This window comes from Ralstonia sp. OTU4908 (genome assembly GCF_038440115.1).
GTDB classification, from domain to species: Bacteria; Pseudomonadota; Gammaproteobacteria; order Burkholderiales; family Burkholderiaceae; genus Ralstonia; species Ralstonia pickettii.
On sequence record NZ_JASATD010000001.1, the window covers coordinates 177,833 to 203,841 of the forward strand.

The 26,009-nt window shown below is 64.5% G+C and carries 22 protein-coding genes; 14 read left to right on the forward strand and 8 right to left on the reverse strand.

The features are described 5' to 3' along the window. Positions 1 to 342 precede the first annotated feature (342 nt). Positions 343 to 1,584 (forward strand): hypothetical protein, encoded by a 1,242-nt coding sequence (locus AAHM38_RS00795; RefSeq protein WP_116574981.1) that lies wholly within the window; start codon positions 343 to 345, stop codon positions 1,582 to 1,584. Positions 1,585 to 1,643: 59 nt separating this feature from the next. Here the strand turns inward: AAHM38_RS00795 and AAHM38_RS00800 are convergent, their stop codons facing one another. From AAHM38_RS00800 to AAHM38_RS00820, 5 genes are all read right to left on the reverse strand, one after another. Then, the gene (locus AAHM38_RS00800) at positions 1,644 to 2,570 is read right to left on the reverse strand and encodes an NAD-dependent epimerase/dehydratase family protein (protein ID WP_116574982.1); all 927 of its coding nucleotides are present in this window, start codon (positions 2,568 to 2,570) and stop codon (positions 1,644 to 1,646) included. Between the two features lie 138 nt (positions 2,571 to 2,708). Continuing rightward, positions 2,709 to 3,911, reverse strand: coding sequence for a sugar ABC transporter permease (locus AAHM38_RS00805; RefSeq protein ID WP_027679687.1), 1,203 nt, complete (start codon positions 3,909 to 3,911; stop codon positions 2,709 to 2,711). A 6-nt stretch (positions 3,912 to 3,917) separates the two neighbouring features. Beyond that, positions 3,918 to 5,465: a xylose ABC transporter ATP-binding protein gene (locus tag AAHM38_RS00810; RefSeq protein WP_116574983.1), complete on the reverse strand. Its 1,548-nt coding sequence runs from the start codon at positions 5,463 to 5,465 to the stop codon at positions 3,918 to 3,920. Between the two features lie 42 nt (positions 5,466 to 5,507). Next, positions 5,508 to 6,518, reverse strand: coding sequence for a D-xylose ABC transporter substrate-binding protein (gene xylF / locus AAHM38_RS00815; RefSeq protein ID WP_004632537.1), 1,011 nt, complete (start codon positions 6,516 to 6,518; stop codon positions 5,508 to 5,510). Between the two features lie 31 nt (positions 6,519 to 6,549). Then, positions 6,550 to 7,905 carry a carbohydrate porin gene (locus AAHM38_RS00820; protein WP_116574984.1) on the reverse strand — a complete coding sequence of 452 codons (1,356 nt, stop codon included), beginning with the start codon at positions 7,903 to 7,905 and terminating at the stop codon, positions 6,550 to 6,552. 297 nt (positions 7,906 to 8,202) lie between these two features. Between AAHM38_RS00820 and cynS the strand changes: the two genes are divergently transcribed. Continuing rightward, positions 8,203 to 8,646: a cyanase gene (gene cynS / locus AAHM38_RS00825; protein WP_116574985.1), complete on the forward strand. Its 444-nt coding sequence runs from the start codon at positions 8,203 to 8,205 to the stop codon at positions 8,644 to 8,646. A 4-nt stretch (positions 8,647 to 8,650) separates the two neighbouring features. On the opposite strand, the gene AAHM38_RS00830 is transcribed toward cynS, so the two are convergent. Further along, on the reverse strand, positions 8,651 to 9,508 hold the full coding sequence (locus AAHM38_RS00830) for a FadR/GntR family transcriptional regulator (protein WP_065859249.1): 858 nt from the start codon (positions 9,506 to 9,508) through the stop codon (positions 8,651 to 8,653). Positions 9,509 to 9,863: 355 nt separating this feature from the next. Between AAHM38_RS00830 and AAHM38_RS00835 the strand changes: the two genes are divergently transcribed. The 7 genes from AAHM38_RS00835 (at position 9,864) to AAHM38_RS00865 (ending at position 17,216) form a co-directional block, all read left to right on the forward strand. Further along, a complete protein-coding gene (locus AAHM38_RS00835) occupies positions 9,864 to 11,063 on the forward strand; it encodes an ABC transporter substrate-binding protein (protein ID WP_116574986.1) in 1,200 nt (399 codons plus the stop codon). Between the two features lie 84 nt (positions 11,064 to 11,147). Next, positions 11,148 to 12,005 carry a branched-chain amino acid ABC transporter permease gene (locus tag AAHM38_RS00840; RefSeq protein ID WP_116574987.1) on the forward strand — a complete coding sequence of 286 codons (858 nt, stop codon included), beginning with the start codon at positions 11,148 to 11,150 and terminating at the stop codon, positions 12,003 to 12,005. After that, positions 12,005 to 12,973: a branched-chain amino acid ABC transporter permease gene (locus AAHM38_RS00845; RefSeq protein ID WP_065859244.1), complete on the forward strand. Its 969-nt coding sequence runs from the start codon at positions 12,005 to 12,007 to the stop codon at positions 12,971 to 12,973. The genes AAHM38_RS00840 and AAHM38_RS00845 overlap by 1 nt, the downstream gene beginning before the upstream one ends. Beyond that, complete coding sequence (locus AAHM38_RS00850) at positions 12,970 to 13,740, forward strand: ABC transporter ATP-binding protein (protein ID WP_116574988.1); 771 nt, start codon at positions 12,970 to 12,972, stop codon at positions 13,738 to 13,740. Before AAHM38_RS00845 ends, AAHM38_RS00850 begins: the two co-directional genes overlap by 4 nt. Next, a complete protein-coding gene (locus tag AAHM38_RS00855) occupies positions 13,737 to 14,453 on the forward strand; it encodes an ABC transporter ATP-binding protein (protein ID WP_116574989.1) in 717 nt (238 codons plus the stop codon). The genes AAHM38_RS00850 and AAHM38_RS00855 overlap by 4 nt, the downstream gene beginning before the upstream one ends. Positions 14,454 to 14,464: 11 nt before the next feature. Then, a complete protein-coding gene (locus tag AAHM38_RS00860) occupies positions 14,465 to 15,718 on the forward strand; it encodes a Zn-dependent hydrolase (RefSeq protein ID WP_116574990.1) in 1,254 nt (417 codons plus the stop codon). A gap of 19 nt (positions 15,719 to 15,737) precedes the next feature. Continuing rightward, positions 15,738 to 17,216 (forward strand): M81 family metallopeptidase, encoded by a 1,479-nt coding sequence (locus AAHM38_RS00865; protein ID WP_116574991.1) that lies wholly within the window; start codon positions 15,738 to 15,740, stop codon positions 17,214 to 17,216. A gap of 3 nt (positions 17,217 to 17,219) precedes the next feature. Here AAHM38_RS00865 and AAHM38_RS00870 read toward each other — a convergent pair whose 3' ends face one another. Beyond that, on the reverse strand, positions 17,220 to 18,272 hold the full coding sequence (locus tag AAHM38_RS00870) for a LacI family DNA-binding transcriptional regulator (protein ID WP_116574992.1): 1,053 nt from the start codon (positions 18,270 to 18,272) through the stop codon (positions 17,220 to 17,222). A gap of 161 nt (positions 18,273 to 18,433) precedes the next feature. On the opposite strand from AAHM38_RS00870, the gene AAHM38_RS00875 reads away from it, so the two are divergent. The 5 genes from AAHM38_RS00875 to AAHM38_RS00895 are packed head-to-tail and all read left to right on the forward strand — an operon-like array spanning position 18,434 to position 24,757. After that, on the forward strand, positions 18,434 to 19,981 hold the full coding sequence (locus AAHM38_RS00875; RefSeq protein ID WP_116574993.1) for a UxaA family hydrolase: 1,548 nt from the start codon (positions 18,434 to 18,436) through the stop codon (positions 19,979 to 19,981). Between the two features lie 50 nt (positions 19,982 to 20,031). After that, entirely contained in the window at positions 20,032 to 21,369 is a 1,338-nt protein-coding gene (locus AAHM38_RS00880; RefSeq protein WP_024974380.1) for an MFS transporter, read from the forward strand. Next, the gene (gene hpaI, locus AAHM38_RS00885; RefSeq protein ID WP_116574994.1) at positions 21,338 to 22,141 is read left to right on the forward strand and encodes a 4-hydroxy-2-oxoheptanedioate aldolase; all 804 of its coding nucleotides are present in this window, start codon (positions 21,338 to 21,340) and stop codon (positions 22,139 to 22,141) included. The genes AAHM38_RS00880 and hpaI overlap by 32 nt, the downstream gene beginning before the upstream one ends. A gap of 28 nt (positions 22,142 to 22,169) precedes the next feature. Continuing rightward, on the forward strand, positions 22,170 to 23,255 hold the full coding sequence (locus tag AAHM38_RS00890) for a tartrate dehydrogenase (RefSeq protein WP_116574995.1): 1,086 nt from the start codon (positions 22,170 to 22,172) through the stop codon (positions 23,253 to 23,255). Positions 23,256 to 23,275: 20 nt separating this feature from the next. Continuing rightward, entirely contained in the window at positions 23,276 to 24,757 is a 1,482-nt protein-coding gene (locus AAHM38_RS00895; protein WP_116575133.1) for an NAD-dependent succinate-semialdehyde dehydrogenase, read from the forward strand. Here AAHM38_RS00895 and AAHM38_RS00900 read toward each other — a convergent pair. Further along, the gene (locus tag AAHM38_RS00900) at positions 24,754 to 26,007 is read right to left on the reverse strand and encodes an NAD(P)/FAD-dependent oxidoreductase (RefSeq protein ID WP_116574996.1); all 1,254 of its coding nucleotides are present in this window, start codon (positions 26,005 to 26,007) and stop codon (positions 24,754 to 24,756) included. The two genes, AAHM38_RS00895 and AAHM38_RS00900, sit on opposite strands and share 4 nt — an antisense overlap. Positions 26,008 to 26,009 lie beyond the last annotated feature (2 nt).

Consider the following 26,009-nt stretch of genomic DNA (forward strand, 5'->3'; position numbering starts at 1 on the left):
ACACGCTGAAGGGTGGTGGCCGAAGGCCTGAGCCATTATCGTTAGGCGCCCGGATTTCGCCCGTCGGGAGTATCGCGGCCCTTGAAGTTCGACGCGGAACTGTCGAGAATCGCTCTGTTGACTGGGCAATCATATGGCGTTGGGTGAGAAATGGTGTCTGGTTTCGTCCATTTCACATTTCAGGTGCCCGGTTCATTGAGCTGTAATGATTTTTGCAGATTCATAGTGAGTAGTAGCAGGCATCCGACCCCTAGCGCTCAGAGAATTAACCGGAGGCGCATCAGATGATCTCAGACACACTTGTCTGCAAGTGATGGGCATTTTTTTAGGACGGAAGAGGTGATGAAGAAGATTAATCCGGCGGCGTACGATGGCGCCGAGCTATTTGATTTTGATTCGCAAGTCTTCGTTGTGCGCTGCTGGAAGCTGCGGCGACAGATCATTTTGCTTGCGGCCATATTTTCCGCATTGATTTTGGCGCTCTCATTTTGGATGGGCTGTGAGTACGTCAGTCAAGGGTTCATGCGCGCGCCGCGTAAATTTGCGGAATACAACGTTCAAAAGGCTGCGTTCTGGGATCGGGACACGCTTCGCCGCTATCTCGAAGAAAACAAGAAACTCGACGATGCAAACGGTCAGTATTTGCTGGGCAATCTAAGCGAGCGCTTTGTCCAGGCGCATCTGCAAGCGGTCCTTCCGTTGTCGAAAGACGATCTGCGTTACGTGACCGACGCGAAAGGGGTGCTCGACGCCATCGGCATTCTAGGGTTCTCGATTACGTTCAAGGACCGGTCGGCGGAGAATGCGCAAGCGCGTGTTCAACTGATGGGCGACTACATCAAGGACACCATGCTGAGTGAAGATCTGATGGATACGATCTACACCAAAGCGGGTGAAGCCAAGGCGAAGAAACAACAGATCGATAACCAGATCATTCAGAAGAGGCTGGCCTTGGCCCAGGCTTCCAGCCGGCTCGAAGCGGCCCGCCTCATCGCAGGCAAGTACCCCGAAGCATCGAAGATGGAAGCGCGCCAACTGCTGTCGACCAGCAGCGACAACACTGCGTCGCGTTATCTGTCTCCGATAGCACAGCTGGTTGGTATTGAAACCGAAATCGCCGACTTGAAATCGCAACTCACGTTGCTTGAACGCGACGCAGAGCAGAATGCGCTGCGCAGCGAATTCTACGAACGCATTGACCAAGGCACCCGCCAGGCTAAGACCGGGAGCGCGTTGCTGGCCGAGTTCGTGAAGACGGCCCAGGCTGTGTTTGCTGGCAAAGACCTCAAAGACGACAAGACGCGCGAGATCTATAACCAGTTTATGGTGATTGCCGAGCAGATGCGCAACAAGCACATTTCAGAGGCGCGCTTTGTTTCGGGTCCCACGTTGCCCGAATACCGTTCCGGGCCGAGTTCGCTTGCGCTGGCGATGCTTTCGCTGATCGGCGGTGTCCTGTTCGCGAGCCTGATTGTGCTGCTGGCTGACAAGGTTCGGACATCCCGCGGTGTTCATGGCAACGCTGCCCTGGATGAAGGTGTTGGATCAGAAGAAGACAGTTTGCGGCCGGTCCGCGTCGCTTGATTTTCCTGCGTCCAACGCAAAGGCCCGGCTGATTGCCGGGCCTTTTTTTTCATGGAGCGCTACTGCGTTACGCTGATCAACGCATACAAATCATCCTGCGGCTCATACCCCAGCAACTCGCGCCCGGTCTCCAGCCCCCAATCCATTCCACGGTTGTTCGACACGCCGTTTACGATGATGGCCGGTGCTGGCCAGCGCGCGGGGTCGGCCGTGATGGAGCAGAGGAACAACTGGCGCAGATCCCCGTTCGATAGCCACATGTTGCGGAACCAGCGCAGTGCGACGCGGCTGGCTTCATCTGGCAGCTCGGTCGGCACGGGCGTATCGGCTGTGCCGGAATAGTTGATGTCGTTCGGGTCGTTGTCGTCGGGCAGTGCCCAGCCGATCCGCAGCGACACGATCGACAGCTTGCCGCCGTTGGCCGCGGACACGGCGCCCACTGCCTTGCAGAGCCGTTCGCCCATGGCCTTGGACGTTCCGTAGGCGAGCGAGTAGACGTCTTCCGTGCCGTTGTTCCAGCGCGTGCCCGGGGCGGGCGGCAGTTCGGCGGTGAGTTTGCCGGGGCCGATGGTGCCGGCCAGGGGTTGGTCCTTGTATGCGCCCATCGCGTGGTTGGACGAGGCAAACACGAAGCGGCGCACGCCGTGCGTGGCCGCAGCCTGCAGCACATTGAGTGTCATGCCGTAGGAGGCCAGCGCCTGCTCCCACGTTGCGTCCGGCGTGGAGTGGATTGCGGCCAGGTGGATGACGGCATCGACGTTGCTCAGCAGATCCGTCCATGCGCCGTCGGCTTGCGTGAGATCGGCCTTGACCCATTGAAAACGTTCGGCCGCTTGCGGCGAAAACTCGACGTTCTGGGCAACCCAGTCAACGCCGATGATGGACGTGCACCACGGGGCGGAGGCCAGTGCCTCGACGACCTTGCGGCCCAGGTTGCCGGCCACGCCGGTCACAAGAACGCGAGCAGGGGTTTGGTAGTCAGCCACGATGTCGAATTCCGTTCGGGATGAGGAGAAAAAAGGACGATCGGCGGCCGGCGCTGCAACGTCGCGCGCCGCCGTATCGTTCCGGGATCAGGGAAGGGGGCCGGATGGGCCCCTGGAGTGATGTGAACCGAGCCGCCGTCAGCCCCGATTGGAGCCGGAAAGCACGTCGATCAGCACCGCGACGACCAGCACCACGCCCTTGACGATCATCTGCCACGAGGCGTCGACGTTCATCTGCTGCATGCCATTGTCGAGGCTTGCCATGACGAGTGCGCCGATCAGTGCGCCGTACACGGTGCCCGAACCGCCTCGCATCGACGTGCCGCCGATGAAGCAGGCAGAGATGGCATCCAGTTCGCCGCCCACACCGGCGGAGGGCGACCCCGCGGCCGAACGCGCGGTGGTGATGATGCCCGCGAAGGCGCACATCAGGCCCATCAGCACGAACACCAGCAGCTTGACGCGGCCGACGTTCACGCCGGACAGGCGCGTGGCTTCCATGTTGCCGCCCACCGCATAGACGTGACGGCCAAAGACGGTTTGAGTCGCGACGTACGAGAAGATGGCCAGCAGCACGAGCAGGATCAGCACCGGCAGCGGCACGCCGCTGGCCTGGTTGAGTACTGCGACAAAGCCGAACGAGGCCGCAGCGATGGCCAGCAGCTTCAGCCCGTCGGCCCACATCGGCGTGAGCGAGAGCGACAGGCGCGCACGCTCGCGACGGCGGCGCACGGTCAGCACAACCGAACCCGCGACGATCACAGCCGCCAGCGACCACGCCAGCCATGCCGGCACGAAGCTCTGCGCCAAGTTGCCGAGGTCATCGGGCACCGGGGCGATGGTCACGCTGTCGGTGCTCCATTGCAGCAAGCCGCGGAAGGCCAGCATGCCGCCCAGGCCAACGATGAACGAGGGCACACGCAGCTTGGTCGTGATGAAGCCGTTGACCACGCCGATGGCCGCGCCCGCCACGAGCACCGTCCCCACGGCCAGCCACGTGTTCCAGCCCAGGTTGACGGTGAGGATGGCGACCAGCCCGCCCAGCAAGCCAAGCAGCGAGCCAACGGAAAGATCGATTTCCCCCGCGATGATGACGAACACCATGCCGCAGGCCAGCATGCCCGTCACCGACATTTGCAGAAACAGGTTGGAAATGCTGTTCGGCTTGAGGAACGTGCCGTTGGTCTGGAAGTAGAAGAAGACCCAGATGAGCGCCACGGCCAGCAGGAGCGCAAGCACCTTGTAGCGCACGAACAATTGCTGGATGGCGCGGCCGTCTAGGCGCGGGCCGCCACTGCCACCGTTCTGACGGGCGAGTTGGGATTGCAGGATATTGGACATGGCGATTCAAGCCGCTTGGCGGCCGGGTTCAGCGTTGATTGCAGCAGCCAGGATGCGCTCCTGGGTGAGGCCTTGATTGACGAAGTCGCCGCGCAGCTGGCCTTCGCCCATGACCAGGACACGATCGCTCATGCCCAGGATTTCCGGCATCTCGGACGAGACCATGATGATGGCGACGCCGCTGGCGGCCAGGTCGGCAATCATCTTGTAGATGTCGTACTTGGAGCCGACGTCGACACCGCGCGTGGGTTCGTCGAGGATCAGCACCTTCGGCATTGCCAGCACCATCTTCGTGACCACGGCTTTCTGCTGGTTGCCGCCGGACAGGCTCGCAATCGCGAGCGCCGGGCTGGCGGTCTTGATGCGCAGGCGCTTGATTTCGCGGTCGACGGTGGTGAGTTCGGCGCCCTTGTCGACACGCAAGCCGCGCGCGTATTGCGCCAGCGTGGCGAGCGTGATGTTCTCGCCCACGGCCATCAGCGGGACAATGCCGTGGCGCTTGCGATCTTCTGGCACGAGGCAGATGCCGGCAGCGATTGCATCCGCCGGAGAGCCCACCTTGACGGGCTTGCCGTCCATGATGATCTCGGCGCTGGAGCGGCCGGGGTAGGCGCCGAACAGCGCGGAGACCATTTCCGTACGCCCCGCGCCTACGAGCCCGGCCACGCCGAGGATTTCCCCGCGGCGTACGGCAAAGCTCACGTTGTCTGTGCGCTTGCGGTTGGGGTTGGTGACATCCCAGCAGGTGACGTTGCGCGCTTCCATCACCACGTCGCCCACCGTGTGTTCCACCTTCGGGAACAGCGACGTCATTTCGCGTCCAACCATCATCGTGATGATGTTGTCGATGGTCATGTCGGCGGCGGGGCGTGTGCCGATGTGCTTGCCGTCGCGGATGACGGTGACGGTATCGCACACGCGCTTGACCTCATCGAGCTTGTGCGAGATGTAGACGCATGCCACGCCGCTGCGCTTGAGGTCGTCGATGATGGACAGCAGCACCTCGATTTCCTTGGCGGACAGCGACGAGGTCGGCTCGTCCAGGATCAGCAGGCGCGCATTCTTGGCGAGCGCCTTCGCAATCTCGAAAAGCTGCTGGTGGCCGCTGCCGTAGTTCATCACGGGCGCGGCCACGTTCACGTCGGTCAGGCGCAAGCGGGCGAGGAGTTCTTCTGCCCTGGCGTGCATGGCGTCGTAGTCCATGCGGCCCCCCGGCTTGGTGATTTCGTTGCCGAGGAAGATGTTCTCCGTGACGGAGAGCTGCTGCACCATCATCAGTTCCTGGTGGATGATGACGATGCCGGCGCGCTCGCTGTCGCGCACGGAATGCGCGCGCAGCGGCTCACCTTCCCACAGGATCTCGCCTTCGAAGGTGCCGTAGGGATAGACCCCCGACAGCACCTTCATGAGGGTCGATTTCCCGGCGCCGTTCTCCCCGCACAAACCGACGCACTCGCCCGGCCTCACTGCCAGGCTGACGCCGTCGAGCGCGCGCACACCGGAGAACGACTTCACGATGTTGCGCATCTCGAACAGGGTGCCGTTACTGCTCATGGCGTTCTCCTACTCACTACGACTGACCACTGCATCGGCGGCTTACTTGCCGAAGATCTGCTGATGCGTATAGAAGCCATCCTTGACAACGGTGCTGTCCAGGTTGTCCTTGGTCAGCAGCGTCGGGGTCAGCAGCACGGTGTCGACATCCTTCTTGCCGTTGTTCAGCTTGGTGTTGAACTTCGGCGCCGTGCCCTTCACGAGGTCGACGGCCATCTCGGCGGCGGTGGCGGCGATCTGCTTGATCGGCTTGTACACCGTCATGGCCTGCGTGCCTTCGGCCACGCGCTTCACGGCGGCCAAGTCAGCGTCCTGGCCCGACACCGGCACCTTGCCCGCCAGCTTCTGGCGTGCCAGCGCCTGGATCGCGCCGCCGGCCGTGCCGTCGTTGGAGGCAACGATGCCCTGGATGTTGTTGTTGTTCGCGGTCAGCGCGTTCTCAACAATGTTCTGCGCCTTGGAGGGGTCCCACTCCGGCGTCCACTGCTCGCCGACGATCTTGATGTCACCCTTGTCGACGTACGGCTTGAGCACCTTCATCTGGCCTTCGCGCAGCAGGCGTGCGTTGTTGTCGGTGGCGGCGCCGCCCAGCAGGAAGTAATTGCCCTTGGGTGCGAGCTTGACCACGCCTTGTGCCTGCAGCTCGCCCACCTTCACGTTGTCAAAGGTCACGTAGCCGTCGATGTCGGCGTTCAGGATCAGGCGGTCATACGACACCACCTTGATGCCCTTCTTCTTGGCGCTGGCGATGGCGTTGCCCAGCACCTTGGAGTTGAACGGCACGATCACGAGCACGTCAACGTTCTGGGCGATCAGGTTTTCGATCTGGGCGATCTGCTTGGCTTCGTTGGCGTTGGCCGACTGCACGTTGACGGTCGCGCCCAGCTTCTTGGCCGATTCGACGAAGTAATCGCGGTCGTGCGTCCAGCGCTCCACGCGCAGGTCGTCGATCGAGAAGCCGATCACCGGCGCTTCCTTGCTGGCGTGGGCCGAGGTGGCGGCGAAAGTCAGGACCGCCGCAGCGGCGAGGGTGTTCAGTACGCGGGAAATCATGAAAGGTCTCCTATTGTGCGCAAGTGCATTCTTAGAACGTGACGCCGGTCTTCAGGCCGACGACGAAGGCATTCTTGTTTTGCGAAGTGCCGCCCGGATGAAGGATGTACTGCAGATTAGGACGGAAGTACACAGACTTCACCGGTGACCAGCTGTAATACAGCTCGCTCACGTATTCGTAGCCGTCACCCACCACGGTATTGGCGCCGGTGCGGGCATTCGTCTGACGGACAAAGTCGGCATAGCGGCCATTATTGTGCGTGGCACCCACGGCAAAGCCGACGGTGTCGGACAGGCGATCGAACGGTCCCTTGTACTGCACGCCCACCGAGATCTGGTGATCGGTCTGCGCGGTGTTGCGATCGGCCTGCGAGAAGTTCAGGAACACCGTGGCGCCGCGTCCGTCCGGCGCACCCGTGATCTGCTGCTGCAGGTTCAGGTAGACGCCGTACTGGCCGTTGCGCTGCTTGGCGTCCAGGCCGGTGATGCCGCGCGCGTTGCCGTTCACGTCTTCGTACAGATCTTTGCCGTTCGAGGTGTTGTACCAGACGCCTGCGCGGTACGTGCCAGGGCGGCCCTCGATGGTGGGCATCCAGCCGAATTCCAGCGGAATCAGCGCGCCGGTGGTGCCGCCGGGGTTGTTCAGCTTCCAGCCGTTGCGGCGGGCCCAGCCGTCATCCACGTAGTTCGGGTTGACCTGGTACACGCCGATCTGCGCATAGGTTTCGGCCGAGGTGTGCACCTTGGCGCGTGCGCCCCACTGGCTGGTCGGCCAGTTCACCCAGTAGCCGCCCACCAGGTTGCCCGGTTGCGAGCCGCAGAACGTCAGGTTCTGGAAATCGCACGAGAACGAGAAGAAGTCTTCACCCACCGTCACGCGGCCTGCCTTGATTTCCAGCCGGTCGTTGAGCAGCTTCTGGTTCAGCCAGAACTGCGTCAGGTGCCAGGTCTGGCCGCGGCCATAGACTTCCTGGATCAGCATGTTGTTGCCGATGTTCGCGTCGCTGCCGAGGTTGCGGCCGTTGCGGTCAGTGACGGTTGCCTGGAACGTGGCGCCCTGCCAGCCGACAAGTTTCTGCAGGTCCAGCGCCGTACCGATGACCCATTGATCGGTGTAGCGCGTGAGATGTTCGGTACCGCCGCTGAAGTTGTGCGCAACTTCGCTGCCGTAACCGAGGTTGAAGTTCACGCCCTGCTCTGCCAGACGGGTGCGCAGGCCACCCCAGTCGCCGGTCAGATACGGGCTGGTCGTGATGTCATACGCGTGGGCACTGGCTGCGCCCAGCGCGAGTACGGCGGCTGCAATGGCCGACGCGCCGACGCGTTGACCAAAGCGCTTGTTGCGGGAATGACGACGTGCGGCCGGACGTGCGGCTTCAAGCTCCATGGACTGTCTCCTGATATTGGACCGTCTGCCATGCATGACAGCGGTGTCAGCGTTCTCTTCTGAATCGTGTGGCGAGCCGACGGACGCAAGAATGGCCACAATTGACAGCGCTGTCAATCTCGGGGTTTGCCCTAGTTCGCGGGTTCTTACAACGCTTTGAAACCGTTGCGGGGCGGATATTGCGGTGCGGAAAGTTTTACACCGGGCCCAAGTGTCGCCATAGGCGCGGCGCTGCGTGCATGGCATCGACCTTGCTCATGCTGCGCGCCGTTCTCTCAAACCTTTGGAGGTGCCGATATGCAACGCGAAGACGTGACCGATCTGATCGTCCTGCAGAAGATCAAGAAGCAGTTGAGCTGGGCCCAGTTGGCCGAGGTGATCGGCCACAGCAAGGAGTGGAGCACCGCAGCGTTGCTCGGTCAGATGACGCTGACCGAAGCGCAGGCCAAGGCGGTTGGCGCGGCGCTGGATCTGCCCGAAGAGGCCGTCATGCTGCTGCAGGTGACGCCGTACAAGGGGTCGCTGCCCACGTCGGTGCCGACGGATCCGTTGATCTACCGCTTCTACGAACTCATCAGCGTGTACGGCACGACGTTCAAGGCGCTGATCCACGAAGAGTTTGGCGACGGCATCATGAGCGCGATCGACTTCAACATGGACCTCACCCGCGAGCCCGACCCCAAGGGCGATCGCGTGCGCATCGTCATGAGCGGCAAGTTCCTGCCCTACAAGACTTACTGAACCGTCACGCGCGGTCTTCGCTGTGGTCGCTGTGGCCGCTGTCGTCGTGATCGTCGATCAGTGGCCGATGGCGGCGCGGCATCTCTGAGTCGAGCACGAGGCGGCCGTGCACGCGGCCCTTCATGCGCGTGACGTGATGCGTGCAGTCGTCCATGTGCGTACTCATGAGCGCGCGCACGGTGTCGGCGTCGCGCGCGCGGGCAGCATCCAGAATCTGCCGGTGGAACTTCACGTTGGAGGCGCCGAACTTCGCGTGGTCCTTCGGCGAGGTTTCGTTGCCGAACACCACGAGCTGCCGAATCATCTCGTTGATCAACTCGCAGCAGAACCGCAGCATCGGGTTGGGATTGGCCGCGGCCAGGATGTCGTGAAAGCTCAGGTCTTCCTGACGCTGGTCGAGTGGCGCAGCGGCTTTGGTCGACGCTGGGTCGCAGAGGTCGATGGTGTGCTCGAGCGCGCGGAAATCGTCTTCGGTCAGATGCGGCACCGCGCCCGCGGCCAGTTCAGGCTCAAGCAGGCAGCGCACGGTGTAGACGTCTGCAATGCCGATGTCCTTGAAGAACAGATAGTTCTGCATGAGCTGGAACGTGCGGTCCAACGGCACCTCGACGATGGTGCCGCCGCCGGCGGGCCCCGTGCTCACACTCACCAGCCCCTGCACCTCCAATGACTTGAGCGCTTCGCGGATGGTGCCCTTGCTGACTCCGAAGGTCTCCTGCAGCTTGATCTCCTGCGGGAGCTTGTCGCCGGGCTTGAGGTTGCGCTGCGTGATCAGCCGCTTGAGTTCTTCGGCAACGAGGTCGGCGCGCTTTTGCTTGCGGATGCCGATCGACGCCGTCTTGCCTGATCCGAGTGTGGCCATGGATGTCCGTTCCTTGTTGCGCGCATTCTAACTGCGGGGCCGCGTCGTGCCGACTGGCAAGCGTGGTGCATGTGTGCCCCGCAATCGTGCGTGCGCACCGGTTTTCCACATCGTCGTGCGCGGCGGCCGTGTCGCACACCTTGGAGTAAACACCGACGCCTTTGCCGTTGACGCATCGCCGATGCGGCTTCTATGATGATTTCGCCTATTTATCATAACAAATATAAAAAACTGGTCTGGTTCTTGCTCGGCGTGATGGTCGGCGAAAACCTCGCCGGTCAAGGCTAGGAGGAAGCTGCCGCCGGTGGTGGCTCCGAGCGCTGTTCTGTATTCACACGAACTTGAGGAGTGCGCTTTGAATCGTCGAGATTTGCTCAAACTGGCGGCGCTGTCCGCCGTGCCCGCGTCGCTGCTGCAGGCCCGTTCTGCGTGGGCTGCCGACGCCATCGAACTCGGCTGTCCGGTGCCGATGTCCGGCCCGTTTGCCGCCAACGGCAAATTCGCCGACCTGGGCATGAAGCTGGCCGTCGAGCAATACGGCAAGGTGCTGGGCCGCCCGCTGGCGTATAGCGTGCTCGACACCGAAGGCAAGCCGGCCACGGCCGTGCGCAAGGTCCAGGAGCTCGCGCAGCAGAAGAACGCGCGCTACTTCGCGGGCGGCATCCTGTCGTCCGAGTCGCTCGCGATGGGCAAGGAGGCAGAGAAGTTCGGCGGCGTGTTCATCACGACCGCGGGCGCCGATGAAATTACCGGCAAGGACTGCAACCGCGCGACCTTCCGCTGGTCGGTGCCCACATACGGCGCCATCGAGCGCACCGTGCGCCCGCTCATCGAGTCGATGCCCAAGGCCAAGCGCTGGTACACCATCACGCCGCAATACGTGTTTGGCGACGGGTTGCTCTCGGCGGCCAAGAACATCTTCAAGGAAAAGGGCATCGAGCATGTGGGCAACAGCTATCACGCGCTCACCGAGAAGGAATTCAGCGGCTACCTGACCAACGCGATGGCCGCCAAACCCGACGTGCTGCTGATCCTGAACTTCGGTTCGCAATCGTCCGACACGCTGCGCCAGGCGGTGAGCTTCGGCATGAAGAAGAACACGACGATCCTGGTGGCGTGGGCGTCTGGCCTGGAGCAGTTCGAATCGCTCGGCGCCGACCTGTGCGATGGCGTGTACTTCGGCGCGCAGTACTGGCACGACGTGGATACGCCCGCCAACCGCGATCTGGTCAAGCGCACGCAGGCGGCGTTCAAGACCAACCCGAACTACAGCCTGGCAGGCTCGTACACCTGCACCAAGATCCTGCTCGACGCGATGGCCAAGGCCGGCAGCGCCGATCCAAAGGCCGTGATTGCCGCGCTGCAGGGCATGAAGTACGAAGGCCTGACCGGCCCCGAAGAAATTCGCGCGGCCGACCACCAGGTGCTCAAGAACTACTACCTGCTCAAGGGCAAGCCCAAGAGCCGCATGAAGGACAAGGACGACTTTGCCGAAGTGGTCGCCGTCGGCAAGGCCTTCCTGCCGGTCGAACAGACGCAGTGCAAGCTGGCCTGAGGGTCTGATTTGCGGCACGCCCGGCTGGCTTCAGCTGTTGAAGCACGGGCGCTTGTCTTCCTGAGTGCCATTTCGGTCAACGCAATGAACGTCTACCTGCTCCAGGTCGTCAACGGCGTGGGGATCGGCATGCTCTACTTCCTGCTGGCGGTGGGGCTGTCGATCATCTTCGGGCTGTTGCGCTTCGTCAATTTCGCTCACGGCGCGTTTTATGCGCTGGGCGCGTATCTCTGCTTCCAGGCCCTGCAGATGGGCATGGATTTCTGGCTGGCGCTCGTGCTTGCGCCCATCGTCATCGGCGCGCTCGCCTGGGTGACGGAGAAAGTGCTGCTGCGCCACGTCTACGCGCAGGCGCACGAATTCCACATCCTCGTCACGGTGGGTCTGGCCTTGGTCGTGCAGGAACTCATCATCGTGGCGTGGGCGCCGCTGGGCGTGGACGTACCGGCGCCCGATGCCTTGCAGGGCGTGGTGATGTGGGGCGATTTCGTCTACCCGAAATACCGCCTCTTCGTCATCGGTTTTTCCGCCGTGCTGGCGCTCGCGCTGTGGTGGCTGCTCGAGGGCACGCGCCTGGGCAGCGCGGTGCGCGCGGGCAGTGAATCGACCGAGATGGTCTCGCTGCTCGGCATCAACGTGTTTCGCCTGTTCAGCTTGATGTTTGCACTGGGCGCGGCGACGGCGGCGGTGGCCGGTGTGCTGGCTGCACCCATTCGCGGCGCGGAACCCTTCATGGGCGTGGAGGCCCTCGGCGTCGCCTTCGTGGTTGTGGTGGTGGGCGGCATGGGCAGTTTTGCGGGGGCGCTGGTCGGCGGCCTGCTGGTCGGCATCGTGCAGAGCCTGATGAGCACGCTGTGGCCCGAGGGCGCACGGCTGATGATCTACGTGGCGATGGCGGCCGTACTGCTGCTGCGCCCGCACGGCCTGCTGGGGAGGGGATGATGCAAGCCGCATTCCATGGAATTTCGCGTCATCGCTTCTGGTGGCTGGCGCTGGGCGTGACGTTGCTGCTGCCGCTGGTGCTCAGGTCCGGCACATTGGCCACCGAAGTGCTCGTCTACGCGATGGCCGTGATGGCCTGCAACGTGCTGCTCGGCTACACGGGGCTGCTGTCGTTCGGGCAAGGGATCTTCTTCGGGCTGGGCAGCTATGCCGCGGGCATCGGCCTCACGCAACTGGCGCTGCCGATGCCGGTGGCGCTTGTCCTGGCCGTGGTGGTGGGCGCGGTCGTGGCGGCGGTGGTCGGCTGGTTTGCCATCCGCCAGCGCGGCACGTACTTCGTCATGCTGACGCTGGCCTTCTCGCAGATGTTCTATTTCCTGGCCTACACCACGCCGTCGCTCACAGGCGGAGACAACGGCCTGCTGGATATTCCGCGTCCGGCGTTTGCGGCGTCGCCGTGGGCGTTCTACGCGTTTGTCGCGGCGCTGTTCCTTGTCGTGTTCTTCCTCGTGCAGCGTGTGACGGAATCGGTGTTTGGCCGCACGCTGCTGGCGATTCGCGACAACGAAGAGCGCGCGCTCGCCGTCGGCTACAACGTGCGCGCCTTCAAGCTGCTCGCGTTCGTCATCTCCGGTGCGGTCACGGGACTGGCGGGCGCCTTGCACGCCATGCTCACGGGCATCGCGCCGCTGGCCAATATCGACTACCACGTCAGCGAGATGATTCTGGTGATGACCGTTATCGGCGGCACGGGCAACGTGTTTGCCTCGGTGTTGGGCGCAGCGTTCTATGTGTTGCTGTCGGACTGGCTCTCCAGCCTGTGGCCGCGCTGGCTGATGCTGCTGGGCTTCCTCTTGATTGCGGTGAGCCTGTTCATGCAGCGCGGGCTGTTTGGGCTCGGGCAGAAGCTGTGGCAGCGCGTGCGCGCACCGCGTCAGGCACCCGCGGTGCAGGAGGAGCGCGCATGACCATCACGCCCATCCTCCAGGCCGCCGGCATCGTCAAGCAGTACGGCAAGTTCACCGCACTGGGCGGCGTTGACTTGCGTGTGATGCCCGGCACGGTCCATTCCGTCATCGGGCCCAACGGCGCGGGCAAGACCACGCTGTTCCACATGCTCACGGGCACACGCATGATCACCAGCGGCACCATCGTTTTCGATGGCCACGACGTGACGCGTGAAGCCGACTACCAGCGTGTGCAGCGTGGCATTGCGCGTTCGTTCCAGGTGACGAGCCTGTTCCCGAGCCTTTCCGTGCGTGAGAACCTGCGCCTCGCCGCACTCGGCACCACGCCGCGTCGTGCCCTGCACGGCTGGCGCCTGCCGCAGGGCGAGCTGGCCTGCGCCGACACGGTCGACCGCGTGCTCGATCGGCTTGAATTGCCGCGCCTGGCCGACACGCCGGCCGCCGCCCTTTCGCATGGCCAGCAGCGGCGGCTGGAAGTCGGCATGGCACTGGCGGCCAACCCGCGCGCGATCTTTCTCGACGAGCCGACCTCCGGTATGGGCGTGGACGACCTGCCCGCCATGAAGGCGCTCATTCGCGGCCTGGCGCAGGACCACACCGTCGTGCTCATCGAGCACAACATGGACATCGTGATGGACATCTCCGACACGATCACCGTCATGCAGCAGGGCAAGGTGCTCATGGAGGGCACGCCCGACGCCGTGCGATCGGACCCGCGCGTGCGTGCCGCGTATCTCGGCAACATGATCACGGGAGGCAGGAAATGACCACAACGGCGATTCTCGACGTTGCAGACCTCCACGGCTATTACGGCAAGAGCCACGTGCTGCAGGGCGTGGCGCTATCGGTGGGCGAGGGCGAACTCGTGACGCTGCTCGGCCGCAATGGCGCCGGAAAATCGACCACCCTGAAGACGATTGCCGGCGTCGTCACGCCGCGCGGCGGGCAGGTGCGTTTTCGCGGCCGCGACATTGCCGGGCAGCCGCCGCACCGCATTGCCGCGCAGGGCCTGTGCCTGGTGCCGGAGCATCGCGGCATCTTCAAGCTGCTGACGGTGGAGGAAAACCTGAAGCTCGGCGCGCGGCGGGATTCTCCGTGGCAGCTGGCCGACATCTATCGCATCTTTCCGCGCCTGCATGAGCGGCGGCGCAACGGTGGCGCCAATCTCTCCGGCGGCGAGCAGCAGATGCTCGCCATCGGCCGCGCGCTCATGAACCACCCGCGCCTGCTGATGCTCGACGAGCCGGTCGAAGGTCTGGCCCCCGTCATCGTGGAAGAGATCGTCGCGCAGCTGAAGGTCATCAAGCAGGCGGGCGTATCCATCCTGCTGGTCGAACAGAACCTCGAAGTCTGCGCGCAGCTCGCCGATCGCCACGTGATCATCGAACAGGGCCGCGTGGTCTACACCGGCACCAACGAAGCCTTCCGCGCCGACGACGCCATCAAGGACCGCTACCTCGGCGTCGGCCTGGCCGCCTAAACGTACACATCATGACGACCACCCAACTCGACACCACCCTGCGCATCAACGGCGCACGCCTGTGGGACACGCTCATGCAGCAGGCGCGCATCGGCGCCACGCCCAAGGGCGGCGTGCGCCGCCTCGCGTTGACCGATCTCGACCGGCAAGGCCGCGATTTCTTCGTTGCCCAGGCCGAAGCCGCAGGCTGCGCCGTGCGTGTGGACGCCATCGGCAACCTGTTCGCGCGCCGGCCTGGACAGAACAACGCGCTGCCGCCCGTCATGACCGGCAGCCACATCGACACGCAGCCGACCGGCGGCAAGTTCGACGGCAACTACGGCGTGTTCGCCGGCATCGAGGTGGTGCGCGCGCTCAACGATGCGGGCATCGAAACGAAAGCGCCTATCGAAGTGGCCGTGTGGACCAACGAAGAAGGTTCGCGCTTCGTGCCGGTGATGATGGGCTCCGGCGCGTTCATCGGCGAGTTTGCGCTGGACGCCGTGCTGGCCGCGCAGGACCGCGACGGCGTGGCCGTGGGCGAGGCGCTGCGCAGTATCGGCTACGCGGGGAGTGAGCCTGTTGGCGGCCGAGCCGTCGGTGCCTACTTCGAAGCGCATATCGAACAAGGGCCGGTGCTGGAGGCGCACGGCACGACCATCGGCGTGGTGACGGGCGCGCTCGGCCAGCGCTGGTACGACGTGGTCTTGACCGGCATGGAAGCGCACGCCGGCCCCACGCCGATGGAACTGCGCCGCGATGCGTTGTTGCCCGCCGCAGAACTCGTCGGCATTGCCAACCGCATCGCGCTCGAGCGCCCGCCGCATGCGCGCGCCACGGTGGGCTGCCTGAGCGTTCATCCGGATTCGCGCAACGTGATTCCGGGGCAGGTATCGATGACGATCGACTTCCGCGCGGCCGACGACGCGGTGTTGTCTGACATGGATGCGGCACTGCATGAGGCGGTGGCGGAGTTGCGCACACGCAGCGGCATCGACATCGCATTGCGCCAGGTCGTGTACTTCCCGCCGCAGCCGTTTGACGCCACGCTGGTGAACGCGGTGCGCAGCGGCGCGCGGCAGCTCGGGTTATCCGAAATGGACGTGATCAGCGGCGCAGGCCATGACGCGGTCTATCTGGCGCGTGTGGCCCCCACCGCGATGATCTTCGTGCCGTGCAAGGACGGCATCAGCCACAACGAGATCGAAGACGCCCGCCCCGAACATCTTGAAGCCGGGGCCAACGTGCTGCTGCACGCGATGCTGCAGGCCGCTGGCCGCGTTTGACACCATCACCCGACCGCTCATGCGCATCCTGATCGCCCGCTTCAATCACGAGACGAATACGTTCTCGCCGGTACCGACACCGCTGGCATCGTTCCATCCGCACTACGGCGCCGACGCGTACCGCGCCGCCAAGGGCACGCGCACGGCGGCCGGCGCGTTCATTGATCTGGCGGAGGCGGCGGGCGCCGAAATCGTCGTGCCCGTCGTGGCCGGAGCGAACCCCAGCGGACGCGTCGCTGCCGAGGCGTACACAACGTTGTGCGACGCCATCGTCGCGGCGGCGCCTGGGTGCGATGCGCTGTTGCTCGACCTGCACGGCGCGATGGTCGCGGAGAACAGCGACGACGGCGAGGGCGATCTGCTCGAACGTCTGCGCGCGGTGGTGCCCGACGTCCCAATTGCCGTCGCGCTGGATCTGCACGGCAATCTCACGCAGAAGTTCATCGACTTGGCCGACATCGCCGTCAGTTTCAAGACGTATCCGCACGTTGACATGTACGAAACCGGCGAGCACGCCGGCCGCTTGCTGTTCGACAAGCTGGCCGGCCGCGCGAATCCCGTGCTCGCATGGCGGCGCCTGCCCATGGTTACACACACGCTGCGCAGCCGCACCGACGAAGGGGCGATGCACCGCGCCGTGGGGCTCGCCAATCAGGCCGAGACTGACGGCATGCTGGCCGTGTCGATCCTGGCCGGATTCGGGCTGGCGGACATTGCCGCGCCGTGCCTTTCTATCGTGGTGGTCGGCAACGGCGACAAACATGCCGCCGACGCTGCGGCGAAACGCATTGCCGATGCCATCTGGGCTGATCGCGAAGGGTTCGTCTACCGCTCTGAACCGCTGACCGAATCGATCGCGCGCGCGGCCGAGTTGGCACACGCCCCCGGCAGCGGCCCTGTGCTGCTGCTCGACCACGGCGACAACTGCATGTCCGGCGGCACGTGCGACGACATGCACGTCCTGCACGAAGCGTTGCGGCAAGGGTTGAGCGGCATCGCTGTCGGGCCGGTGTGCGACCCGGAAGCCGTCGCGGCGATGATCGAGGCAGGCCAGGGTGCCACGGTCACGCTCCCGGTCGGCGACAAGGTGCCGCTTGTGCAGCTCGGCATCTACCCCGTGCCGCGCGCGCTGACGGGCAAGGTTGTCGCCATCAGCGACGGCGAATACACCATCACGGGGCCGACCTATACGGGCCAGCGCATCCGCATGGGCCGCACGGCGCTGCTCGACATCGGCGCGGCGCAGATCGTCGTCACGGAGACGCCGCAGGAGCATTGGGACCTCGGCATCTTCACGAACATCGGCGTGGACCCGCATGCCGCGCGCTTCGTGCTGTTGAAGTCGCGCATGTATTGCCGGCCCGTGTTCGTGCCGATTGCCAAGGCCGTGGTGGAGTGCGATGGCGGCGGCGTGACCAGTTCGGATTACGCGCGCTTTCCGTTTGTGAAGGTGCAGCGGCCCGTGTTTCCGCTCGATGCGGACGCGGTGCCTGCCTAAGCGCTACGCGCTGTCGCGCTCAACGAGGGTGAAACCCACATCGACCGTGCGCCGTTCTTCGTCGCCGTGTTCGATGCGGTTGATCAGCAACGTCGCTGCCAGCTTGCCGATGCCTGTGCCGTCGATGCGGATGGTGGTGAGCGCGGGCGTGGTGTCTTTGGCGAACACCTGGTCGCCGTAGCCGACCACGCGGAGTTGCGCCGGCACGGCAATGCCGCGATGTTCCGCCTCCATCAGCACGCCGAGCGCAAGGATGTCTGCGCCGCAGAAGATGGCGTCGGTGTCCGGATGCTGCTCTAGCAATGTGCCCAGTGCACGCCGGCCGTCGCCCAGGCTGGCGGGGGATTCGGCGGCCATCACGGGAATGTAGGCCTCTGAGCCAAACGCCTTCACGAAGGCCTGCGCGCGGGCCTGTGCACGGCGGTCGCTCGGCGTGATGACGGCGGGGCGCTTTGCGCCGCGTTGCTTCAGATAGCGCGCCGCCGCCTGGCCGACCTTCTGGTGCGAGAAGCCCACCAGCATGTCCAGCGGGTTGCGCGTGATGTCCCAGGTTTCCACTACCGGTACGCCGGCCGCCTGCAGCTTCTGTCGCACGCTGGCGGAGTGCACCACACCGGTCAGCACGATGCCCGCAGGGCGCCGTCCGACGATCGCATCGAGCAGTGCATCTTCGCGTGATTCGTCATAGCCGCTCTGGCCGATCAGCAATTGATAGCCCGCAGCAGCCAGCTCGGTGGTCAGCGCCGCGACCGTTTCCTGAAACACGCTGCCCGCAATCGTCGGGATGAGCGCGACGATCAACCGGCTGCGGTTGGATGCCAGTGAGCCGGCCACGAGGTCCGGCGTATAGCCGGTCTGCCGCACCGCTTCGCGCACGCGCTCGAGCGTGTCGCCCGACACCAGCTCCGGCGTGTTCAGCGCACGGGACACCGTCACCTTGGTCACACCCACCAGCTTGGCAAGGTCGCTCAGAGTGACGCGCCCGGTGTTCTTGCGCGCACGGCGTGGGGCCGCCGGCGCGGTTTCTACGAGGGACACGGTGGTGGACTTGGTCACGTGATCGATGGGCCGATTGGGGAAACACAGGGAAAAAGGGGCTAGCAATTATCGCAAAACCAGACTACGATTGCGCCAATGTTACCGGTTACATAAACCGGTAACATCAAAACTCACGATCGACGGCGGCTGCACGAGAAGACAGCCCGGAGGAGCAAAGGATGTTGCAGGCAACCCCAGCGTACGCTGGGCCGCTGATTCAGCTGAACGCGGCAGACAACGTGCTGATTGCGCGCGAAGGGCTGTCGCTCGGCGCAAACCTGTCGATCAACGGCACGACGGTGCGCCTGCGCGCGCAGGTGCCGGCCGGCCACAAGATCGCCGCGCGGCGAATCGCCCAGGGCGAAGCCGTCCGCAAGTACGACACGATCATCGGGCGCGCCGCACGCGACATCGCGGCGGGCGAACACGTCCACACGCACAACGTCGAGCTGATCGACTACGCACGCGACCCGGGCTTCGGTCTGGATGTGCGCCCGGTCGATTACATCCCAGAGGCGCAGCGCGCTACGTTCAATGGCATCGTCCGCCCCGATGGCCGCGTGGCTACGCGCAACTTCATCGGCATCCTGGCGTCGGTCAACTGCTCGTCGACCGTCATCAAGAACATTGCGGCATGGTTCACGCCGGAGCGCCTCGCGCTGTTTCCCAATGTGGATGGCGTGGTGGCATTTGCGCAGACGAGCGGCTGCGGGATGTCGTCGCCATCCGAGCATTTCGATGTGCTGCGCCGCACGTTGGCAGGCTACGCGCGGCATCCGAACCTGGCGGGTGTGCTGATCGTCGGACTGGGCTGCGAGCGCAACCAGGTGGCAGATCTGATGACCAGTCAGGGCCTGAAAACCGGCAACCTGATGCACACGTTGGTGATGCAGGACACCGGCGGCACGCGCGCCACCATCGAGGCGGGCATCGCCGCCATCGAAAAGATGCTGCCGGCGGCCAACGACATCGTTCGCCGCCCGGTATCGGCCAGTCATATCAAGATCGGCCTGGAGTGCGGTGGCTCCGATGGCTTCTCGGGCATCACCGCCAACCCCGCGCTCGGTGCGGCGATGGATTTGCTGGTGCGCCATGGCGGCACGGCCATCCTGTCGGAAACGCCCGAGATCCACGGCGTGGAAACCATGCTCACGCGCCGCGCGGTGTCGCCCGAAGTCGGCCAGAAGCTGCTCGATCGGCTGGCCTGGTGGGAGAACTACACGCGCGGCCACAACGGCCAGTTCAACGGCGTGGTTGGGCCCGGCAACCAGCAGGGCGGTCTGGCCAACATCTTCGAAAAATCACTCGGCTCGGCCATGAAGGGCGGCACCACGCCGCTGCAAGCCGTGTACGAATACGCCGAGCCCATCGACCGCGCGGGCTTTGTCTTCATGGATTCCCCCGGCTACGACCCCGTTGCCGTGACGGGCCAGATTGCCAGCGGCGCCAACCTGATCTGCTTCACCACGGGACGCGGCTCGATGTTCGGCTCGAAACCCGCTCCGACGATCAAGCTCGCCAGCAACACGCCCATGTTCCGCCGGTTTGAAGAAGACATGGACATCAATTGCGGCCGCATTCTCGACGGCGAACGTTCGGTGGAAGAGATGGGACAGGACATCTTCGAACACATCCTGCGTACCGCCTCGGGCGAGCGCACCAAGAGCGAACTGCTCGGCCTTGGAGACCATGAATTCGTGCCGTGGCACATGGGCATCGTGAGTTAGCGCCTCGACTCGAAGGCACGCATCACCTACTACAAAACAGGAGACAAACCATGCAGGACACGTCACAAGGCGGCCCGCGCTCGAAAGTGCGCTGGGTTGTCGCCGGCCTCATGTGGGCGGCGATTGCCATCAACTACATCGACCGCACCGTGCTGTCGGCCGCCGCGCCGCACATCCAGAAGGAATTCCACCTGAGCGCGGTGGAAATGGGCGTCGTCATGTCGGCGTTCTTCTGGTCGTATGCGCTGCTGCAGTTGCCGGCCGGCATTCTGGCCGACCGCTTCGGGCAAAAGAAGGTGCTCGGGTTTGCGGTGCTGTGGTGGTCTGTTGCGACGGCGTTGACGGGCCTGGCAAACGGTTTCAAGTCGCTGGTGGGCCTGCGTGTGGCGTTGGGCATCGGCGAGGCAGGTGCGTATCCGAGCAGCGCGGGCATCACGGGGCGCTGGTTCCCCAAACAGGAACGCGCCACGGTGGCGGCCATTTTCGATAGCGGCTCAAAGTTGGGTAGCGCCGTCGCCTTGCCGCTTATCGCGTGGCTGTTGGTGATGTTCGATTGGAAGATCACCTTTGCCGTGACAGGCGGGCTGGGCATCGTGTGGGCAGTGGTGTGGTGGGCGGTGTTCAAGGAAACGCCCGAAGCGCACAAAGGCGTGAACGCCGCTGAGTTGGCCCACATCCAACGCGGCCTGCCGCCAGCCCGCAAGGATGAACCCAAGGTGCCCTGGACGAAGCTGCTCACGCACCGGAACATCTGGGCGATGTGCATCGGCTTCTTCATGATCAACTACAACTCGTACTTCTTCATCACGTGGCTGCCGACGTACCTCGTCAAGGAACGCGGCATGGGCCTGATGCAGATGGGCCTCATGGCGTCGCTGCCGCTGTTCGTCTCGATGTTCGTGGAGGTGTTCGCGGGCTGGGCGTCGGACCGCGTGTATGCGTCGGGCAAGCTTTCGCTCACGGCCACGCGCAAGCTGTTCCTTATCATCGGTCTCGTGATGGCGTCGAGCATCGGGCTGGCGGCGTTCGCACAGTCGGCCGTTGTGGCAGTCATCCTGCTGTGCGTCGCGAAGTCTGGCACGACCGTGGCGGCGTCGCAGGTGTGGGCGCTTCCGGCCGATGTGGCACCGGGCAACAACGTGTCGATGGTGGCGGGCCTGCAGAACAGCGTGTCGAATATGGGAGGCGTGGTCGGCCCGATCGTCACCGGCGCCATCGTGGGTGCCACGGGCTCGTTCATTCCGGCGCTGGTGTTCTCCGCCGCACTGATCGGCCTCGCGATCCTGAATTACCTCTTCCTGCTCGGCAAGGTGGAACCCATCAGCTTCGAGCCCACTCCTGAAACACATCATTCGCATGACCAACGCAATGCAGACGCCCGCGCTTAACCGACCGAACAGTTTCAAGGCCGCGCTGGCCGCCAAGCAACGCCAGATCGGTTTCTGGCTGGCGATGAGCGATCCGTACCTGGCCGAAGTGAGTGCCACGGCCGGCTTCGATTGGCTGCTGATCGACAGCGAGCACGCTCCGAACGACGTGCGCACGATCCTCGCGCAACTGCAGGCCGTGGCGCCGTACCGTGCCGAGCCCATCGTGCGGCCGTACAGCGGCGATCCCGCCCTCATCAAGCGCCTGCTCGACATTGGCGCACGCACGCTGCTGGTGCCGATGGTGGAGACGGCGGAACAGGCGCGCGATCTCGTGCGTGCGGTGCGCTACCCGCCGTTCGGCATTCGTGGCGTGGGCAGCGCGGTAGGCCGTGCATCGCGTTGGAGCGCCCGCACCGACTACCTGCAAGTGGCTGATGATGAAGCCTGCTTGCTCGTGCAAGCCGAAACCGTGATCGCCCTGCAGAACCTCGAAGCCATTTGCGCCGTGGATGGCGTGGACGGCGTCTTCATCGGCCCGGCTGATCTGGCCGCGTCGATGGGCCATCGCGGCAATGCCGGCCATCCGGAGGTGCAGGTCGCCATCGACAACGCCATGCGCACGATCATCGCGTCGGGCAAGACAGCCGGCACGCTCACATCCGACCCCGTGCTCGCACGCCACTACCTCGAACTCGGCTGCACCTTTGTCGCCACCGGCATCGACATCCTCCTGTTCGCCAACGGCGCCCGCAATCTCGCGCGAAACTTCATCGCGCCGCAAACCGCCTGATCGTTCTTCTCTTTCCAACGGATCTGACATGACCCGCAAGACTCACCGGATCGCCGTGATCCCCGGCGACGGCATTGGCCGCGAAGTGATGCCCGAAGGCCTGCGCGTGCTCGAAGCGGCCGCACGCCGCTTCGGCATCAGCCTCGAGACCCAGCACATCGACTGGGCCAGTTGTGATTACTACCAGCAGCACGGCGCGATGATGCCGGATGACTGGAAGCAGCAATTGCAGGGCATGGACGCCATCCTGTTCGGCGCGGTCGGCTGGCCAGCCACGGTGCCCGATCACGTCTCACTGTGGGGCTCGCTGCTCAAGTTCCGCCGCGAATTCGACCAGTACATCAACCTGCGCCCCGTGCGATTGTTTGAAGGCGTGCCGTGCCCGCTCGCCAACCGCAAGCCCGGCGACATCGACTACTACGTCGTGCGCGAGAACACCGAAGGCGAATACACATCGCTCGGCGGCATCATGTACGAAGGCACCGACCGCGAGATCGTGATCCAGGAATCGGTCTACTCGCGCAAGGGTGCAGAGCGGCTGCTCAAGTTCGCGTTCGACCTTGCACAGAGCCGCCCGCGCAAGCACGTGACGCTCGCCACCAAGAGCAACGGCATCGCCATCAGCATGCCGTGGTGGGACAAGCGCGCGGATGAAGTCGCGCAAAGCTACCCCGATGTCACGCTCGACAAGCAGCACATCGACATCCTGACCGCACGCTTCGTGCTGCAGCCGGGCCGCTTCGACGTGGTGGCCGCCACCAACCTGTTCGGCGACATCCTGTCCGATCTTGGCCCGGCCACCACCGGCACGATCGGCCTGGCGCCTTCGGCCAACCTGAATCCCGATCGCACGTTCCCGTCGCTGTTCGAGCCGGTGCACGGCTCGGCGCCGGACATCTACGGCAAGAACATCGCCAACCCGATTGCGATGATCTGGTCGGGCGCGTTGATGCTGGATTTCCTGACGCAAGGGCAGGGGGCAGGCCGCGCTGCCCACGACGCCATCGTCGCGGCCATCGAAGCCGTATTGAAGGAAGGCCCCCGCACTCCAGACCTGGGCGGCAACGCCAACACCACTCAGGTGGGCGAGGCGATTGCCGCGCACCTCGGTTGAGCGACGAGAAGGAATCGATGATGGCTTTCAGCTTCGACCAACTTCGGCAGACGGGGCTCGTGCGCACCGACAACCTGATCGAGGGCCAGTGGGTTGCCGGCACCGACGGCGCACGTTTTGCCGTGACGGACCCGGCCACCGGTAGCCTCATCGCCAACGTGCCCGACAGCGGCGTTGCCGACGCGCGTGCCGCCACCGACGCGGCAGCCCGCTCCTTTCCCGCGTGGCGCGACACGCTGCCTGCCGAACGCGCTGCCATCTTGCGCCGCTGGCACGCGGCCATCGTTGCCAATGCCGACGCGCTGGGGCGGCTGATTTCTCTGGAGCAGGGCAAGCCGTTTGCCGAAGGGCGCGGCGAGGTCATGTACGGCGCCTCGTACGTCGCCTGGTTTGCCGACGAGGCCACGCGCATCTACGGCGACCTGATCCCGCAGCAGCAGCGCGGCAAGCGCATGAGCGCCGTCAAGGAGCCCGTCGGCATCGTGGCGGCCATCACGCCGTGGAATTTCCCGCTGGCGATGATTGCGCGCAAGATCGCGCCGGCGCTGGCGGCGGGCTGCACCGTGGTCGCCAAGCCGGCGGAAGACACGCCGCTCACGGCGCTCGCGCTGGCGCAGCTTGCGCAGGAGGCCGGGCTGCCGCCGGGCGTGCTGAACATGATCTCGGCCTCGCGTGAGCGCGGCATCGAGGCCGTGGCCGATTGGCTGCACGACAGCCGCGTGCGCAAGATCACCTTCACTGGCTCGACGCCGGTGGGCAAGTATCTGGCGCACGAATCGGCGGGCACGCTAAAGAAGCTGTCGCTGGAGTTGGGCGGCAACGCGCCGTTCATCGTGTTTGACGACGCGGACCTTGATGCGGCCATCACGGGTTTGCTGGCGGCCAAGTTTCGCAACGGCGGCCAGACGTGCGTGTGCCCCAACCGCGTCTACGTGCAGGCCGGCGTGTATGAGCGCTTTGGCGCCATGCTGGCCGAGCGGGTTTCCGCGCTGAAAGTCGCGCCCGCCACCGATCCGGATGCGCAGATCGGCCCGATGATCAATGCCCGCGCCGTCGACAAGATCGAACGCCACGTGCAGGACGCCGTTGCCAACGGTGCGCGCGTGCTGGCCGGTGGCAAGCGCCTGCCGGAAGTTGGCGAACACTTCTATGCGCCCACCGTGCTGGCCGACGCCCACAGCAGCATGGCCCTGTGCGGCGAAGAAACGTTCGGCCCCGTTGCGCCGCTGTTCCGCTTCGTCGATGAAGCCGAAGCCGTGCAGGCCGCCAACGACACGCCGTTTGGGCTCGCCTCGTATTTCTACACGCAGGACATCCGCCGCATCGAGCGTGTATCACGCGCGCTGGAAGCGGGCATCGTCGGTATCAATGAAGGCGCGCTCGCCAGCGAGGCGGCGCCTTTTGGCGGCGTGAAGGAATCGGGCTACGGCCGCGAGGGCTCCAAGTACGGGCTCGACGATTACCTGTCGATCAAGTACCTGTGCCAGGGCGGGTTGAACTAGCGAGCTGAATCCCAGAACCGCTGTGCACGGAACGGGCGAACATCTACGGTCGGTGTCTCGCCCAGCATTATTTCCGCAATTAATCGCCCGGTAATCGGCCCCAGCGTCAGGCCGTGGTGCGCATGGCCGAACGCGAACCACATGTTTGCGTGGTGCGGCGCTGGTCCGATGATCGGCAGCATGTCGGGCGTGCAGGGGCGGGCGCCAAGCCAGGGTTCCGCATCCACACGTTCGGCCAGCGGAAAAAGCGTACGCGCGACGGGCTCGACGGCGTTGAGCTGCACGGGCGTCTTCGGTGCATCGCGGTGTGCGAGTTCCGCGCCGGTCGTCAGCCGGATGCCGCGCGCCATCGGTGCCAGCACATAACCGCCGTCGGCATCGAGCACGGGATGGTTCAACTGCGCACCGTGCGCGGGCGCGTAGTGCATGTGATACCCGCGCTTGACGGCCAGCGGCAGGCTGTAGCCCAGGCGCGATGTCAGTACATCCGCCCAGGGGCCCATCGCCACGACGACGTTGTCGGCGCGCAGCTCGCCTTCCTTCGTTTGCAGCAGCCACGGCGCGTTGGGCGTCAGCGTGTTGGCGTCGGCTTCAAACAGGCGGCCGCCGAGTTGCTCGAAATGCTTTGCGTAGGCCGTGACCAGCGCGTTCGGGTCGCTCACGGAATCCGCTTCTGTATAGCGCAGGCCACCGAGCAGCGATGTGTCCAGATGCGGTTCAACGCTGCGCAGGCGCGCGGGGTCGAGCGCTTCGAACGCGACGCCGTATTCGCGTTGCCAGCGCTCGACGTTGCGCGTTTCCTTGTCTTGCGTGGCGGCATTGCGGAAGACCTTGATCCAACCGCTGGGCCGGATCAGATGCGTGGCACCGGCGGCTTCGGCCAGCGCGCGGTGCTCGCTCACGCTGTGCGCGATCAGCGGCGCATACGCACGTGCAATCGCCGCGTGCCGCGTCGGGTGCGAGTTGCGCCAGTACTGCCACAAGAACGGCAGCAACCGGGGTAGATCGCCCGGGTGGTAATGCACATCCGCCGACGTGTTGCCCGCATAACGCAACAACGTCGACAGGTCGCGCGGAAACGCATACGGATACACACCCTCGCGCTGGATCAGCCCGGCATTGCCGAACGACGTCTCAAAGCCCGGCGCACGGCGGTCCACCAGCGCGACGGCGCGCCCGCGTTTCTGCAGATGCACCGCCACCGACACGCCGACAATGCCGGCACCCAGCACAAGGGTGTCAAAGCGCATGG

Bases quoted from the DNA above. Each gene is read 5' to 3' on its own strand.
- AAHM38_RS00795 (WP_116574981.1), top strand. From the start codon at position 343: ATGAAGAAGATTAATCCGGCGGCGTACGATGGCGCCGAGCTATTTGAT.
- AAHM38_RS00805 (WP_027679687.1), bottom strand. From the start codon at position 3,911: ATGTCCAATATCCTGCAATCCCAACTCGCCCGTCAGAACGGTGGCAGT.
- AAHM38_RS00810 (WP_116574983.1), bottom strand. From the start codon at position 5,465: ATGAGCAGTAACGGCACCCTGTTCGAGATGCGCAACATCGTGAAGTCG.
- xylF (WP_004632537.1), bottom strand. From the start codon at position 6,518: ATGATTTCCCGCGTACTGAACACCCTCGCCGCTGCGGCGGTCCTGACT.
- AAHM38_RS00820 (WP_116574984.1), bottom strand. From the start codon at position 7,905: ATGGAGCTTGAAGCCGCACGTCCGGCCGCACGTCGTCATTCCCGCAAC.
- cynS (WP_116574985.1), top strand. From the start codon at position 8,203: ATGCAACGCGAAGACGTGACCGATCTGATCGTCCTGCAGAAGATCAAG.
- AAHM38_RS00830 (WP_065859249.1), bottom strand. From the start codon at position 9,508: ATGGCCACACTCGGATCAGGCAAGACGGCGTCGATCGGCATCCGCAAG.
- AAHM38_RS00840 (WP_116574987.1), top strand. From the start codon at position 11,148: ATGAACGTCTACCTGCTCCAGGTCGTCAACGGCGTGGGGATCGGCATG.
- AAHM38_RS00845 (WP_065859244.1), top strand. From the start codon at position 12,005: ATGCAAGCCGCATTCCATGGAATTTCGCGTCATCGCTTCTGGTGGCTG.
- AAHM38_RS00850 (WP_116574988.1), top strand. From the start codon at position 12,970: ATGACCATCACGCCCATCCTCCAGGCCGCCGGCATCGTCAAGCAGTAC.
- AAHM38_RS00855 (WP_116574989.1), top strand. From the start codon at position 13,737: ATGACCACAACGGCGATTCTCGACGTTGCAGACCTCCACGGCTATTAC.
- AAHM38_RS00860 (WP_116574990.1), top strand. From the start codon at position 14,465: ATGACGACCACCCAACTCGACACCACCCTGCGCATCAACGGCGCACGC.
- AAHM38_RS00865 (WP_116574991.1), top strand. From the start codon at position 15,738: ATGCGCATCCTGATCGCCCGCTTCAATCACGAGACGAATACGTTCTCG.
- AAHM38_RS00875 (WP_116574993.1), top strand. From the start codon at position 18,434: ATGTTGCAGGCAACCCCAGCGTACGCTGGGCCGCTGATTCAGCTGAAC.
- AAHM38_RS00880 (WP_024974380.1), top strand. From the start codon at position 20,032: ATGCAGGACACGTCACAAGGCGGCCCGCGCTCGAAAGTGCGCTGGGTT.
- hpaI (WP_116574994.1), top strand. From the start codon at position 21,338: ATGACCAACGCAATGCAGACGCCCGCGCTTAACCGACCGAACAGTTTC.
- AAHM38_RS00890 (WP_116574995.1), top strand. From the start codon at position 22,170: ATGACCCGCAAGACTCACCGGATCGCCGTGATCCCCGGCGACGGCATT.
- AAHM38_RS00895 (WP_116575133.1), top strand. From the start codon at position 23,276: ATGGCTTTCAGCTTCGACCAACTTCGGCAGACGGGGCTCGTGCGCACC.
- AAHM38_RS00900 (WP_116574996.1), bottom strand. From the start codon at position 26,007: ATGCGCTTTGACACCCTTGTGCTGGGTGCCGGCATTGTCGGCGTGTCG.